The 15,086-nt window shown below is 70.7% G+C and carries 11 protein-coding genes and 1 tRNA gene; 6 read left to right on the top strand and 6 right to left on the bottom strand.

Features of this window, described 5'->3' with window-relative positions:
• Positions 1–513: 513 nt before the first annotated feature.
• Positions 514–1,920 (bottom strand): cystathionine beta-synthase, encoded by a 1,407-nt coding sequence (locus GTY67_RS12070; protein ID WP_161278647.1) that lies wholly within the window; start codon positions 1,918–1,920, stop codon positions 514–516.
• Positions 1,921–2,137: 217 nt separating this feature from the next.
• Here GTY67_RS12070 and GTY67_RS12075 point away from each other — a divergent pair, with 217 nt between their 5' ends.
• The 3 genes from GTY67_RS12075 (at position 2,138) to GTY67_RS12085 (ending at position 5,819) form a co-directional block, all read left to right on the top strand.
• Positions 2,138–3,148: an SGNH/GDSL hydrolase family protein gene (locus GTY67_RS12075; RefSeq protein ID WP_093691257.1), complete on the top strand. Its 1,011-nt coding sequence runs from the start codon at positions 2,138–2,140 to the stop codon at positions 3,146–3,148.
• A gap of 245 nt (positions 3,149–3,393) precedes the next feature.
• A complete protein-coding gene (locus tag GTY67_RS12080) occupies positions 3,394–4,614 on the top strand; it encodes an acetyl-CoA C-acetyltransferase (RefSeq protein WP_093691259.1) in 1,221 nt (406 codons plus the stop codon).
• A 314-nt stretch (positions 4,615–4,928) separates the two neighbouring features.
• On the top strand, positions 4,929–5,819 hold the full coding sequence (locus GTY67_RS12085; RefSeq protein WP_237502596.1) for a hypothetical protein: 891 nt from the start codon (positions 4,929–4,931) through the stop codon (positions 5,817–5,819).
• Between the two features lie 52 nt (positions 5,820–5,871).
• Here the strand turns inward: GTY67_RS12085 and GTY67_RS12090 are convergent, their stop codons facing one another.
• Positions 5,872–6,189 (bottom strand): hypothetical protein, encoded by a 318-nt coding sequence (locus tag GTY67_RS12090; RefSeq protein ID WP_093691895.1) that lies wholly within the window; start codon positions 6,187–6,189, stop codon positions 5,872–5,874.
• A 159-nt stretch (positions 6,190–6,348) separates the two neighbouring features.
• Between GTY67_RS12090 and GTY67_RS12095 the strand changes: the two genes are divergently transcribed.
• On the top strand, positions 6,349–6,579 hold the full coding sequence (locus GTY67_RS12095; protein ID WP_093691897.1) for a DUF4287 domain-containing protein: 231 nt from the start codon (positions 6,349–6,351) through the stop codon (positions 6,577–6,579).
• Between the two features lie 115 nt (positions 6,580–6,694).
• Here the strand turns inward: GTY67_RS12095 and GTY67_RS12100 are convergent, their stop codons facing one another.
• Together GTY67_RS12100 and GTY67_RS12105 are read right to left on the bottom strand one after the other, a co-directional pair.
• Positions 6,695–7,573 (bottom strand): Bax inhibitor-1/YccA family protein, encoded by an 879-nt coding sequence (locus tag GTY67_RS12100; protein WP_093691899.1) that lies wholly within the window; start codon positions 7,571–7,573, stop codon positions 6,695–6,697.
• Between the two features lie 191 nt (positions 7,574–7,764).
• Positions 7,765–7,850: transfer RNA gene (locus GTY67_RS12105), tRNA-Leu, on the bottom strand.
• A gap of 554 nt (positions 7,851–8,404) precedes the next feature.
• On the opposite strand from GTY67_RS12105, the gene GTY67_RS12110 reads away from it, so the two are divergent.
• Both GTY67_RS12110 and GTY67_RS12115 read left to right on the top strand, forming a co-directional pair.
• Complete coding sequence (locus tag GTY67_RS12110) at positions 8,405–9,175, top strand: ABC transporter ATP-binding protein (RefSeq protein WP_093691901.1); 771 nt, start codon at positions 8,405–8,407, stop codon at positions 9,173–9,175.
• Positions 9,176–9,293: 118 nt separating this feature from the next.
• Positions 9,294–11,828, top strand: coding sequence for an ABC transporter permease (locus tag GTY67_RS12115; RefSeq protein WP_093691903.1), 2,535 nt, complete (start codon positions 9,294–9,296; stop codon positions 11,826–11,828).
• Positions 11,829–11,934: 106 nt separating this feature from the next.
• Here GTY67_RS12115 and GTY67_RS12120 read toward each other — a convergent pair whose 3' ends face one another.
• Complete coding sequence (locus GTY67_RS12120; protein ID WP_161278649.1) at positions 11,935–13,239, bottom strand: cyclopropane-fatty-acyl-phospholipid synthase family protein; 1,305 nt, start codon at positions 13,237–13,239, stop codon at positions 11,935–11,937.
• A gap of 292 nt (positions 13,240–13,531) precedes the next feature.
• Positions 13,532–14,920, bottom strand: coding sequence for an NAD(P)/FAD-dependent oxidoreductase (locus GTY67_RS12125; protein ID WP_093691907.1), 1,389 nt, complete (start codon positions 14,918–14,920; stop codon positions 13,532–13,534).
• Between the last annotated feature and the right edge of the window lie 166 nt (positions 14,921–15,086).

Raw genomic sequence — 15,086 nt, forward strand, 5'->3', positions numbered from 1 at the left:
GACCGTCGTTTCCGGACCGCTGACCGTCGTTCCCGGACCGCTGCCCCTAGTCTCCGGAGGGCTGACCGTCGTCTCCGAGCGGCTGCCCCTCGTTTCGGACGGCTGACCGTCGTCTCCGAGCGGCTGCCCCTCGTTTCGGACGGCCGACCGCCGTCTCCGGCAGTCGGGAACGGCCGCGCGGCCGGACCCACGAAGGGTCCGGCCGCGCGCCGAAGTATGTCGCGGGGGCCGCCGCACCCCCGGTGGCCCGGGGGGCGGGACGACGGCGGTCCCCGCGAAGGACGCGGTCCGGGTCAGGGCCGGATGGCCGCGTCCGGGCGACGGTGGAGGTCCGGGAGCCGCTCCGTAGTCCGGTGTCGCCGTTCTGGGTGCCGGCGGGTTTCCCTGCCGACACCCACCAATGTGCCGGAGCCGTGTTAAGCGGGTGCTGCGCGGACGTGACGCGCTCGTACCGTTTTCGCGAAGCCCTGACCGCGGCCCCGGACCCGGTCGGCTCCGACCGGCCCTGACCGGTCAGGCTTTCGTGGCCCCGGCGTCCTTCGCGAGGAACGCCAGCACGTCCTGCCTGCTCACGACGCCCTTCGGCTTGCCCTCGACCAGCACGATCGCCGCGTCGGCACCATCGGCACCGCTGAGCGCGGCCATCAGGTCCTCGACCGGCTCACCCGAGCCGACCTGAGGCAGCGGGGCCGACATGTGCTTCTCCAGCGGGTCGCTGAGCGAGGCGCGCTGGGTGAACAGGGCGTCCAGCAGCTGCCGCTCCACGACGGAGCCGATGACCTCGGCGGCCATCACGTCGGGGTGTCCGGCGCCCGGCTTCACGATCGGCATCTGGGAGACGCCGTACTCGCGCAGGACGTCGATCGCCTCGCCGACCGTCTCGTCCGGGTGCATGTGGACGAGGGAGGGCAGCGGGCCCTCCTTGAAGTTCAGCACCGCGCTGACCTGCGGGGAGGAGCTGGTGTCCTCCAGGAAGCCGTAGTCGGCCATCCACTCGTCGTTGAAGATCTTGCTGAGGTAGCCGCGGCCGCTGTCGGGCAGCAGCACCACGACGACGTCGTCCGGGCCGAGCCGCCTGGCGACCTCCAGGGCCCCGACGACCGCCATGCCGCAGGAGCCGCCGACGAGGAGGCCCTCCTCCTTGGCGAGGCGGCGGGTCATCTGGAAGGTGTCCTTGTCGGAGACCGCGACGATCTCGTCGGTGACGCTCGCGTCGTAGGCGGAGGGCCAGAAGTCCTCGCCGACGCCCTCGACCAGGTACGGCCGGCCGGAGCCGCCGGAGTAGACCGAGCCCTCCGGGTCGGTGCCGATGACCTTGACGGCGCCGTTGCTGATCTCCTTGAGGTAGCGCCCGGTGCCGGTGATCGTGCCGCCGGTGCCGACGCCCGCGACGAAGTGGGTGATCTTCCCCTCCGTCTGCTCCCACAGCTCGGGACCGGTGGTCTCGTAGTGCGAGCGCGGGTTGTTCGGGTTGGAGTACTGGTCCGGCTTCCAGGAGCCCGGCGTCTCGGCGACCAGGCGGTCGGAGACGTTGTAGTACGAGTCCGGGTGCTCCGGGTCAACCGCGCTGGGGCAGACGACGACCTCGGCTCCGTACGCGCGCAGCACGTTGATCTTGTCCGTGGACACCTTGTCCGGGCAGACGAAGATGCACTTGTAGCCCTTCTGCTGGGCGACGATCGCGAGGCCGACGCCCGTGTTGCCGCTGGTCGGCTCGATGATCGTGCCGCCGGGCTTGAGCTCGCCGCTCTGCTCGGCCGCCTCGATCATGCGCAGGGCGATGCGGTCCTTCACCGACCCGCCGGGGTTGAAGTACTCGACCTTGGCCAGGACGGTCGCCTGGATACCTGCCGTGACGTTGCGCAGCCTCACCAGCGGGGTGTTGCCGACAAGAGTGATCAGCGAATCGTGGAATTGCACCGTGTACTCCGGGATCTCCGAGATGGTCCGGCCAAGGGTATGCGTACGAGCCGGACGATGCGTACGTATGAGCGCCCCCGGGAAAGGAGGGCCGGATACGGAGCGTACGGGCCCGGAAACGCGCGGTGCGATTGGGCGGCGCCCTTCACGGGGCAGGTAGGTACATGTAGGGCGGTACGGCGAGAAGGAGGTGGACCGGACTGTGTCGAGAGCAAGGGTGGCACGGCGGATCGCGGCGGGCGCGGCTTACGGCGGTGGCAGCATCGGACTGATCGGTGCGGCGGCCGTCGGCGTGTTCCTGGCAGAGGTCCAGCTCGCGAAGAGGCAGGTGGGCGGCGGTACGGCGCCGGTTCCGCCGAGCGCGGACGGGCGGTACGGGGTGGCGTTCGCCGGCCCGAACGACCCGTTGCGGCTCGGGATGCTCGGGGATTCGACGGCGGCGGGCCAGGGGGTGCGGCGGGCCGGGCAGACCCCGGGGGCGCTGCTCGCCTCGGGGCTGGCGGCGGTGGCCGAGCGGCCGGTGGACCTGCGGAACGTGGCCCTGCCGGGGGCCAGGTCGGACGATCTGGAGCGGCAGGTCTCGCTGCTGCTGGCGGACCCGGCCCGCACCCCGGACGTCTGCGTGATCATGATCGGGGCGAACGACGTCACCCACCGGATGCCCGCCACCCAGTCGGTGCGCTGTCTGACGACGGCGGTGCGCAGGCTGCGGACGGCGGGGGCGGAGGTGGTCGTGGGGACCTGCCCCGACCTGGGCACGATCGAACCGGTCTACCAGCCGCTGCGGTGGCTGGCCCGGCGGGTGAGCAGGCAGCTGGCGGCGGCGCAGACGATCGGCTCGGTGGAGCAGGGCGGGCGGACGGTGTCGCTGGGCGACCTGCTGGGCCCGGAGTTCGCGGCGAACCCGCGCGAGCTGTTCGGGCCGGACAACTACCACCCCTCCGCCGAGGGGTACGCGACGGCGGCGATGGCGGTGCTGCCGACCCTGTGCGCGGTGCTGGGCCTGTGGCCGGAGTCGGACCGGCTGGACGGCTCGCGCCGCGAGGACATCCTCCCGGTGGCCAAGGCGGCCTCCCAGGCGGCCCGCGAGGCCGGTACGGAGGTCACGGGGGCCCGCGCCCCCTGGGCCCTCCTCAAGCACCGCAGGCGGCGGCGCCTGCCCGCCTCCACGGATACGGAACCGGCGGCGCCCCATCCGCACCCGGACACGGCGCACGGGCACACATAGGCCCTGCCGGTCCGGATAGACCTGGCCGGACAGTCGTTGACGGACAGGCCTTGCCGGACAGGCCGGGCCTATACGGATAGGCCTTGCCGACCGGGCGGACCCGGCAGGCCACGGGGCTGAGCAAGCGCTTAGAAAAGAGTCCCGCATCACACGGCCTGCCGGGTGACCCCGGCGATACGCCCGGGTAGCTTCCAAAGGGAGTTCCCCCTGTCCACCCAGCTTTCCAGCCCTCATGGAGCCGCGTGATGCCCGAAGCCGTGATCGTCTCTGCCGCCCGTTCGCCGATCGGCCGCGCCTTCAAGGGGTCCCTCAAGGACCTGCGCGCGGACGACCTGACCGCCACGATCATCCAGACCGCGCTGGCCAAGGTCCCCGAGCTGGACCCGAAGGACATCGACGACCTGATGCTGGGCTGCGGTCTGCCCGGGGGCGAGCAGGGCAACAACCTGGGCCGCATCATCGCCGTACAGATGGGGATGGACCACCTTCCCGGCTGTACGGTCACCCGCTACTGCTCCTCCTCGTTGCAGACCAGCCGGATGGCGCTGCACGCGATCAAGGCGGGCGAGGGCGACGTCTTCATCTCGGCGGGCGTCGAGATGGTGTCCCGCTTCACCAAGGGCAACTCCGACAGCCTCCCGGACACGCACAACCCGCTCTTCGCCGAGGCCGAGGCCCGCACCGCCGCCCGCGCCGAGGAGTCCGGCGCGGGCTGGCACGACCCGCGCGAGGACGGCCTGGTCCCGGACGCGTACATCTCGATGGGGCAGACGGCGGAGAACCTGGCCCGCTCCAAGGGCGTCACCCGCCAGGAGATGGACGAGTTCGGCGTACGGTCGCAGAACCTCGCCGAGGAAGCCCTGAAGAACGGCTTCTGGGAGCGGGAGATCACCCCGGTCACCACCCCCGACGGCACGGTCGTCTCCAAGGACGACGGCCCGCGCGCGGGCGTCACGCTGGAGGGCGTGCAGGGCCTGAAGCCGGTCTTCCGCCCCGACGGCCTGGTCACCGCGGGCAACTGCTGCCCGCTCAACGACGGTGCCGCCGCCCTGGTGATCATGTCCGACACCAAGGCGCGCGAGCTGGGCCTGACCCCGCTGGCCCGGATCGTCTCCACCGGCGTCTCCGGCCTCTCCCCCGAGATCATGGGGTACGGCCCCGTCGAGGCGAGCAAGCAGGCGCTGAAGCGGGCGGGCCTCACCATCGACGACATCGACCTCGCCGAGCTGAACGAGGCGTTCGCCGCCCAGGTCATCCCCTCCTACCGGGACCTCGGCCTGCCGCTGGAGAAGGTCAACGTCAACGGCGGCGCGATCGCGGTCGGCCACCCCTTCGGCATGACCGGCGCCCGCATCACCGGCACGCTGATCAACAGCCTCCAGTTCCACGACAAGCAGTGGGGCCTGGAGACGATGTGCGTGGGCGGCGGCCAGGGCATGGCGATGGTGATCGAGCGGCTGAGCTGAGCCGCAGCGCGACCACCAGCACGAGCGGCTGAGCTGAGCCGCACCAGGGCCTCCCTCACGCGCCGCAGGGCTTCCCTCACCATGGGGTGTCCGAATCCGGCCGAGCCCCGACCGTGACCGAATCTCCCCCAGGATGTGATCTGCGTCCCGGGGGAGAGTCATTTTCGCAGGTCACGGCCTTTTGGGGCTAAACCCAGGACCGAAAGACCTGTCCATTTCGTGACGTAATGCACTGACAGCCGGTACGGGTACAGGCCAAGCTGATGTAGGAAGTCGGGGGTATCGATTGAAACCGGGAGTTGTCAGTGAGCGCCATGTCATTTGCCCTGTTGCTGACCACCGCCGCTGCCACGGCCGTCGGCGCCGCCGCGCTGCATGCCGCTCACGGGCTGCGCAAGCAGGTCGCGGCCCTGCGCACGGAGCTGGCCGAGGGCCGCGCTCTCGGTGCGTCGGTGCCATCGCAGAGCCGTAGTACCGCCACCCCCGCCGAGGAGATACGCGCGGCCGTGTCGGAGGCGCTCGCCGAGGAGCGCGAGCGCGAGCTGGCCGAGGCGCGCGCCTTCTGGGCCGCCCAGGAGGCCCGCGACGCGGCGGACGCCCCGTCCCTGCTGGGCGGGATGCCGGTGCTCGGCGAGGAGACCCCGTTCTACCTTCCGCGCCAGGCCGACTTCGCCGGTCTGGAGTCGCTGGACATCGAGGCGGCCGAGGCGATGGAGGAGCTGGCCGAGCTGAGCGAGCGGACGCTCGCGGAGCACGAGGCGGCCGATTTCGCCGCCGACTTCGCCGGTGAGTTCACGGACCTCCCGGAGATCGCGGACCACCCCGAGGACTCCCCCGAGCTGGCCGCGGCCCGCCGCCGCCACCCCTCGCACCCGGACTTCGTCCCCGTACAGACCCCCGTGGTCACCGACCACGAGCGCACCGTGAGCCGTCTGGAGGAGCTGGCCGACCTGGCCACAGAGCTCACCGATGTGCGGCCGGGCCCGCTGGGGACCCTCGATGTGTACGTCTTCGCCGACGGCACCACGCTCTGCATGACCCCCGGCCACCGCGAGACGGCCGAACGGCTCGCGGACGCGCTGCGGGCGGGCCGGCAGCCGGTGCTGCTGGGCGGCTCGGGCGTCTCCGGCGCCTACGCGCTGACCTTCTCCTGCGGCGAGGACAACGTCTACATCCTGGCGGACCGCGTCATCGCCTCGTTCTGAGCCTTCCTCCGGCGGACAGGTCCGCCACAGGCACCCCCGGGCGCGGGCCCGGCTAAGCGAAAGCCCGCGCCGCCGCTTCCTCGACGTATCGCACGGCCTCGTCCAGCTCTCCGGGCGGGGCCGTTACCAGTGCCACGGCCAGATCCCGCCCGGCGACGGCGAGTTGGTCGCCCACGGCGAACACCCCGGCGTCCGGCAGCACCCGCGGCTCCACCCCGGGGCTCTCGAAGCGCTGGGCCCGTACGGCGAGTTCGCGGGCGGCGGCCAGGGCCTCGGCGGCCGCACCGCGCTGGAGGCGGCTCTGCGGGGCCGAGCGCAGCCGGTCGGCGAATCGGTCCACGGCCAGGATCAGAGGCGTCGTATCAAGCACCCGGCCGACCCTACGCGCGCTTCCCGCCCGGCCGCCACGCGCCCTTCCTCCGGCCTCTCCGCGCGCCCCTACGCGCCCTCCCCGCATGGTTGCCAACGGGCGAACGCTCAGGCACGGTGTCGGGAAGGAACAGCAACGCGCACTGCGTCGGAGGCGCCGATGTCGCATGTCTTCTCCGAAGAAACCCATCGCAACCTGCTCTCCCGGATCCCCCAATGCACCGGTCGTGAGATCTCCGACTGGATCCGGACCGTCGATGAAGGACCCTCCCTCGTCCGCTTCGAGGAGAAGGTGAGCTGGCTGCGCGGGGAGCACGAACTCGCCTACGGGCACGCCAAAGCGATCATCCACGAGTACGACCTCAGGCGGGCCGCCCGCAAGCTGCTCTGACCCGCACCCGCCGGTGCACCGGCAACCCTCTGCGCACCGGGAACACGGAAGGGCCCACAGGCGCGATGCCTGCGGGCCCTTCCGATGTGCCTGCCGGTGACCGGTGCGCTCCCGGTCAGTCGTCACCGCTGAGGATGGCGACCAGGCGCAGCATCTCGATGTAGATCCACACCAGGGTCACGGTGAGGCCGAAGGCGGCCAGCCATGCCTCCTCGCGCGGGGCGCCGTACGCGATGCCGTCCTCGACCTGCTTGAAGTTGAGGGCGAGGATGCACGCGCCGATCACGATGGCCACGATGCCGAAGATGATGCCGAGCGTGCCGCTGCGGAAGCCGAGGCCGTCACCGCCGCCGAAGACGGCGAACAGCAGGTTGACCATCATCAGCAGCATGAAGCCGATGGCGGCGGCCATCACGAAGCCGTAGAAACGGCGCGTGACCCGGATCAGACCGGTGCGGTAGGCGATCAGCACACCGGCGAAGACCGCCATCGTGCCGAGCACCGCCTGCATCGCGGCGCCGGGGGCGACGTAGACGCTGACGATGTTGCTGACGATGCCGAGGAAAACACCCTCGAAGGCGGCGTACAGCAGGATCAGCGGCGGCGAGGGCCGGCGCTTGAACGAGTTCACCAGCGACAGCACGAAGCCGATGATCGCGGCACCGATGGCGACACCGTAGGCGCTGCCCAGGTTCGCCTGGTCGACCGGCATGACCCACCAGGCGATGGCGGCGGCCACGACGACCAGTCCGAGCGTCATCGCCGTACGCGTCACCACGTCGTCGATGGTCATCGCGTCGGTGCGCGCCGGGGCGCCGGGCTGGGTGCCCTGCTGTGCGTAAGGGTTGGTGGCGTACGGGTTGGCGGCGGTGCCCTGCGCGAACGGGTTTCCGCCCGTCGCGGCGGCCCCGGCCTGCGGCGCCGCGTTGAAGCCCGCGTGGCCGTTGTCGCGGCTGAACCCCCGTCGCGAGAAGACCGGGTTGCTGCTCCTCATCTCACTCCTCCATGGCCACACTGCGCGGCCTTGCGACAAGAGTAATGGGTAGGCAAAAGAACCACCCAGTGCCGGAGGAGGATCTTTGTCACCCCGGCCGACGCGGGCGGTGGGCCGCCGGCGTACCGGGCGCCCCTGTTCGGCACGAGCCCCACGGAGAGGGCTGCCCGGGTCACGCTCCGTACGCTGCGTGGTGCCCGGAGCCGGACTCGAACCGGCACGCCCCCGAGGGGCAGCGAGGTTTAAGCTCGCCGTGTCTACGTTCCACCATCCGGGCGTGCCGCGCGGCTCCGCGTTGGCAACTGACCCTATCCGGGGGCGTCCCCCGATCAGCGGAACAGTGGCGCGATGTTGTCCTATTTTATTGACCGCTTGAGGGACCGTCAGCACATTCGCACGCCCTCACCACGCGCCCGCACCGGATACCGCCAGGTAGGACGCCGTGACGGATTGACGGAAAGTCGCCGCACCCGTACGGCCCAATGCGCCAGGTGCGCGCCATGCTTCGCCAGGGGGTGCGCCACCCTCGGGATCCGGGGTGTGAGGGGAGGCTCCCGTTCCGGCTCCGCGGGTCTCCTGGCGCGCCGGGAAGCGGCGGTCACCCTGTGTCACAAGGGCGTCCCTCGGATGAAGCGTCAGGGTCGGAGTCATACCCGAGGAGGACGGCCCCACCCCTGTGGTGCGACTCAAGGGGGCCACGGGAACGGGCATCGGGAGTGACGACCCGGGGCGATCGGGACGTGACGATGGAGTAGTCCCCAAGGCCCCGCCGTCAGGGCGGGCCGCGTCATCCCCGTATGCATCCGCATCACCCGAACCAGGAGCGTCCCTGTGACCACCACTCCCACCGTTCACCGCACCACCGCGGTGGCCGCCCGCGCCACGGAGCTGTCGAAGGTCTACGGCGAGGGTGAGACGCAGGTCGTCGCCCTGGACCGGGTGACCGTGGACTTCCCGCAGGGCGAGTTCACCGCGATCATGGGCCCCTCGGGGTCCGGCAAGTCGACGCTGATGCACTGCGTCGCCGGTCTCGACAGCTTCAGCAGCGGTTCGGTGCGCATCGGCGAGACCGAGCTGTCCACGCTGAAGGACAAGCAGCTCACGCAGTTGCGCCGGGACAAGATCGGCTTCATCTTCCAGGCCTTCAACCTGCTGCCGACGCTCACCGCGCTGGAGAACATCACCCTGCCGATGGACATCGCGGGCCGGAAGCCCGACGCCGCGTGGCTCCAGAAGGTCATCGACATGGTGGGGCTCTCGGAGCGGCTGAAGCACCGGCCCACCGAGCTCTCCGGCGGCCAGCAGCAGCGTGTCGCCGTGGCCCGCGCCCTGGCCTCGCAGCCCGAGATCATCTTCGGTGACGAGCCGACCGGGAACCTGGACTCCCGCTCCGGCGCCGAGGTCCTGGGCTTCCTGCGCAACTCGGTGCGCGAGCTGGGCCAGACCGTGGTGATGGTGACCCACGACCCGGTGGCCGCCTCCTACGCGGACCGGGTGATCTTCCTCGCGGACGGTGCGGTCGTCGACCAGATGATGCACCCGACCGCCGACGGGGTCCTCGACCGGATGAAGGCGTTCGACGCGAAGGGCCGCACCAGCTGACGCCCGCGGCGGCCCCGTAGGACTGCCGCACCCCGGCCGCCGCACCAGCTGACGCGTACGGCCTCCGCCCTCGCGCGTCCCCGTCCCCCTTCCGGAACCCATCCCAGGACACACAGACATGTTCCGTACCGCCCTGCGCAATGTGCTCGCGCACAAGGCCAGGCTGCTGATGACCGTGCTCGCCGTCATGCTCGGCGTAGCGTTCGTCTCCGGCACCCTCGTCTTCACCGACACCCTCGGCAACGCCTTCCGCAACCAGTCCGCCAAGAGCTACGACGACGTCGCCGTCGCCGTGGAGACGCACGCCGGCGGGCGCGACGACAAGACCCCCGGCCTCGACGCGGCCACCCTCGACAAGATCCGCGCGGTGGACGGCGTGGCCTCCGTCACCGGCCGGGTCGACGGCTTCGCCGGGGTCGCCGACCCCGACGGCAAGCTGATCGGCAACGGCTGGTCCAACACCGGCTCCAACTTCGCCCCCGGCAAGGACGGCAAGGACGGCGCGTACGACTTCACCCAGGGCAGCGGCCCGGTGAAGAACGGTCAGGTCGCCCTCGACCAGGACACCGCCTCCAAGGGGAAGTACCGGGTCGGCGACCCGGTGCGGGTCGCCACCAACGGCCCGGTGAAGGAGTACACCCTCTCCGGTGTCTTCACCACCGAGGACGGCGCGGTCAACGCGGGCGGCAGCCTGGTGCTGTTCGACACCGCGACCGCCCAGCAGCTCTACCTGAAGCCCGGCGTCTTCCAGAACGCCACCGTGGCCGCCGCCCCGGGCGCCTCCGACCGGAAGCTGCTGGACGCCATCGCCCCGCTGCTGCCGGAGGAGGCCACCGCGCAGACCGGCAAGGCCCTCGCGGACGAGCAGGCGAAGCAGATCGAGTCCGGTCTCACCGGCCTCAACACCATCCTGCTGGTCTTCGCCGGCATCGCCCTGTTCGTCGGCATCTTCCTCATCGCCAACACCTTCACGATGCTGGTCGCCCAGCGCACCCGTGAGCTGGCCCTGATGCGGGCCATCGGCGCCTCCCGCCGCCAGGTCAAGCGCTCGGTGCTGATCGAGGCCGGCGTCGTCGGAACCCTCGCCTCCGTCATCGGCTTCGCCGTCGGCCTCGGCCTCGCCGTCGGCCTGCGCTCCGGGATGGGCCTCCTGGGCGGCAAGATCCCGGCCGGACCGCTGGTCGTCTCGCCCACCGCGGTGCTCTCCGCCTTCGCCGTCGGCATCCTGATCACCGTCCTGGCCGCCTGGCTGCCCTCCCGCCGGGCCGCGAAGATCGCCCCGGTCGCGGCGATGAGCAGCGTGCACGCCACCGCCTCCGTCAAGTCCCTCGTCGTACGGAACTCGATCGGCGGCGTCATCGCCCTGCTCGGTGCCACGGGCATCGTCGGCGGCGCGGCCACCGGCGGGGAGAACGGGCGCTACCTGGTCGCGGCCGGCGCCTTCTTCGCCCTGATCGGCATCATCATCCTGATCCCGCTGCTCTCCCGGCCGGTCATCGCCCTGGTGCGGCCGTCGATCACGAAGCTGTTCGGCGTCTCCGGGAAGCTGGCCTCGCAGAACGCGGTCCGCAACCCGCGGCGTACCGGAGCCACCGCCTCCGCCCTGGCGATCGGGCTGACCCTGGTCACCGGCATCTCGGTGCTCGGCGTCACCCTCGGCCAGGCCATCGACAAGATGACCACGGACAACATCAAGGCCGACTACATGGTCTCGATGGCCAGTGGCGACTCCCTGGACGAGTCGGCGCTCACCGCCCTGTCGAAGGCGGACGGCGTCTCGGCGCTCTCCCCGCAGCAGTCGGCGTACTTCGAGATCGACGGGGAGTACCAGTCGGCCTCGGGTGTGGCCCCGGGCGACGTGGAGAAGGTCTTCTCGCTGGACACGGTCTCCGGCTCGCTCGCCTCCCTGAAGGACGGTCAGGTCGCCGTCGGTGCCAAGACCGCGAAGTCGAACGGCTGGAAGACCGGCGACACCCTCCCGGTGAAGTTCGACGACGACAAGAAGGGCGAGATCACCATCGGGGCGGTCTACAAGGAGAACGACTTCCTGTCGCCCTTCGTGATCCCCAAGGAGCTGGCGGACCGCCACAGCTCCTCCCCCCGCCCCGAGATCCGCGAGATCTGGATCAAGACGGACGGCGGCGCGAGCAAGGCCAACGAGCAGTCCGTCGTGGACGCGCTCGGCGACAACCCGGCGATGAGCGTCATGGACCGGCAGGACATCCGTGACATGTTCGGCGGCTTCATCAACACCGCGCTGAACATCATGTACGGGCTGCTCGCCATGGCCCTGCTGATCGCCGTCCTCGGGGTCGTCAACACCCTCGCGATGTCGGTGTTCGAGCGCCAGCAGGAGATCGGCATGCTGCGGGCGATCGGCCTCGACCGGAGCCGCGTCAAGCGCATGATCCGCCTGGAGGCCGTGGTCATCTCGGTCTTCGGCGCGGTGATCGGGGTCGGCCTCGGGGTCTTCCTCGGCTGGGCGATCGGCCAGACCCTGGCCGCCGACATCCCCGGCTACGCCCTGGTCATCCCGTGGGACCGCCTCGCGCTCTTCCTGGCCCTGGCCGGCCTGGTGGGCGTCCTCGCCTCGCTGTGGCCCGCCCGCAGCGCCGCGAAGCTCAACATGCTGACGGCCATCAAGACCGAGTAGCGCGGGTCCCGGGGACCGGGACGGGACAGGGACGACGAGGGGCCGGTGCACCGCTGGAGAGCGGAGCACCGGCCCCTCGCCCGTACCGAAGGCGTACGCGTACGGGTCAGCCGCCCGTCTCCTCCGTCCAGGCGCGGGTGCGCAGCGGCAGCCGGGAGGAGCCGCCCTCCAGCGGGCGCACCGCGAGGATCTGGTTGACGCCGATCTTGTTGTGCTCGAAGGAGAGCGCGGAGGCGGCCATGTAGAGCCGCCAGACCCTGGCCCGGCCCGGCGAGGTGGCGCGTACCGCCTGCTCCCAGTGGCGCTCCAGGTTGGCCACCCAGTGGCGCAGGGTCAGCGCGTAGTGCTCGCGCAGCGCCTGGACGTCCCGGGCCTCGAACCCGGCCTCCTCCAGGGTGGCCAGGGTGCGGCCGAGGGGGGCGAGTTCGCCGTCGGGGAAGACGTAGGAGTCGATGAACTCGTCGATGCGGTAGGCGTCCTCGTCCTTCTCGGGGCGGCGGGCGATCTGGTGGTTCAGCAGGCGTCCGCCGGGCTTCAGGAGGGCGAAGAGGTCGTCGGCGTACTCGCGGTAGCGGACGGAGCCGACGTGTTCGGCCATGCCGATCGAGGAGATGGCGTCGTACGGTCCGTCGCGGACGTCCCGGTAGTCCTGGACGCGGATCTCGATCCGGTCGGTCAGGCCCTCCTCGGCGATGCGCTTGCGGGCGTGGATGGCCTGTTCCTGGGAGAGGGTGATGCCGGTGACGTGGGCCCCGTACTCGCGGGCCGCGTGGATGGCCATCGATCCCCAGCCGCAGCCGACGTCCAGGAGGCGGTCGCCCTCCTTCAGGGCGAGCTTGCGGCAGACCATGTCCAGCTTGTCGCGCTGGGCGTCCTCCAGGGTGCCGCCGTCCTGCCAGTAGGCGCAGGAGTAGACCATGGACGGGCCGAGGACCAGGGCGTAGAAGTCGTTGCCCACGTCGTAGTGGTGGCTGATCGCCTCCTTGTCCCGGCGCTTGGTGTGCAGCGGGCCGGTGCGGCGGCGGACCTCCTCGGCGGGCGGGGCGGGCGGCGGCCAAGGGCCGGCCAGCTGGAGGAGGCCGCGGGCGAAGGCGCGTACGGCGGGGTCGCGGACCGGGTGGACGGTGTCCTTGGCGTCGACGCCCCGGTCCCAGAGCAGCCCGGCGACCCGGTCGAGGACCTCGTACAGATCGCCCTCGACATCGATCTCACCGGCCACCCAGGCTCGGGCCAGGCCCAGTTCGCCCGGCTTCCACAGGAGTCTGCGCAGGGCGCGGCGGTGGCGGATCACCAGGACGGGGGCGCCGGGCGGACCCGATTCGCTGCCGTCCCAGGCCCGGATGCGGACCGGTAGGGGTTCCGAGAGCAGCTCTTCGGCAAGAGCGGTCAGCCGCGATGCGGCGCGTGCCATGGCGCACACCTCCGTGGTGGTGTTCCCGACAAACACAAAAGCCCAATGCGTACGTACGTGCTCATAGTCCCGCCGTGGCAGGGGTCGGTGCCACCACGGGGTACTTCTGTGTCAACTCTTCCGGCACGCTCCGTCATCCCGCCACCGGGCAACGAAACGGCAAAAGGCGCACCCGGGGCCCGCGAACCGCCCCGGCGGCGGATACGCCGAAGGGGCCGTCCGCACCACGGATGGCGGACGGCCCCTTCGGGCGTCGTACAGGGGTGCTCCTCGCGGAGCGGTCACCCGGGGGTCAGGAGGCCTTGGCCTTCTCGCCCTCGGACTTGGCGGCCACGGCCGGAGCCGGGGCCGGCTTGGCGGCCTCGTAGAACTCCTCGCGCGGCGTCTCCATGGCGCCGAGCGAGACGACCTCGCGCTTGAGGAAGACTGCGAGAGTCCAGTCGGCGAAGATCCGGATCTTACGGTTCCAGGTCGGCATCGCCATGCCGTGGTAGCCGCGGTGCATGTACCAGGCGAGACGGCCCTTGAGCTTGATCTTCACCTTGCCCATGACGATCATCGCGACGCCCTTGTGCAGGCCGAGACCGGCGACCGCACCCTTGTTGGCGTGGCTGTACTCCTTCTGCGGGAAGCCCCGCATGCCGGAGATCACGTTGTCGCCGAGGACCTTCGCCTGACGCAGCGCGTGCTGGGCGTTGGGCGGGCACCAGGCGTTCGGGTTGCCGGCGCGGCGGCCGATCATGTCCGGCACCTGGGCGTTGTCGCCCGCGGCCCAGATGTAGTCGGTGCCCTGCACCTGGAGCTTCTCGGAGGTGTCCACGTGGCCGCGGGGGCCGAGCGGCAGGCCGAAGCGGGCGAGCGCCGGGTTCGGCTTCACACCGGCGGTCCACACGATGGTGCTGGAGTCGACCTCCAGGCCGTTCTTGAGCACCACGTGGCCGTCGACGCAGGAGTCCATGGAGGTGGAGAGGTAGATCTCCACGCCGCGGCTCTCCAGGTGCTCCTTGCCGTAGGCGCCCAGCTTCGGGCCGACCTCGGGAAGGATCTTGTCGGCGGCGTCGACCAGGATGAAGCGCATGTCCTCGCGCTTCACGTTGGTGTAGTACTTCGCCGCGTCGCGGGCCATGTCCTCGACCTCGCCGATGGTCTCCGCACCGGCGAAGCCGCCGCCCACGAAGACGAACGTCAGCGCCTTGCGGCGGACGTCCTCATCGGTCGTGGAGTCAGCCTTGTCCAGCTGCTCCAGGACGTGGTTGCGCAGGCCGATGGCCTCCTCGATGCCCTTCATGCCGATGCCCTGCTCGGCGAGGCCGGGGATCGGGAAGGTACGGGAGACCGCGCCCATCGCGATGACCAGGTAGTCGAAGGGCAGCTCGTAGGCCTCGCCGACGAGCGGCGCGACCGTGGCGACCTTGCGGTCCTGGTCGATGGTCGTGACACGACCGGTGAGAACCTCAGCCTTGGGCAGCACGCGTCGCAGCGGGACGACGACATGCCGAGGCGAGATGCTGCCTGCGGCAGCTTCGGGGAGGAAGGGCTGGTACGTCATGTACGACCGCGGGTCGACGACCGTGACGGTCGCCTCTCCGTATCGCATCTTCTTCAGAATGCGACGAGCTGCGTACAGGCCTACGTACCCACCGCCTACAACGAGGATCCTGGGACGCTCCGTGGTGCTCATGCCATCGAGTATCCACCTCGCCCCAGGGGGGTGCTCGTGAGCCCCTTCACAAGGATTCACCCACCCTCTGCTACACTTCGCCGCCCACGTGACCCAGGTCATGACCCCGCAAGGGAACCGCAACGCCCCGGGAAACGTTCCTGACCGCCTGTGAGCTGGCCCTTGG

Source organism: Streptomyces sp. SID8374 (assembly GCF_009865135.1).
Classification (GTDB): Bacteria; Actinomycetota; Actinomycetes; order Streptomycetales; family Streptomycetaceae; genus Streptomyces.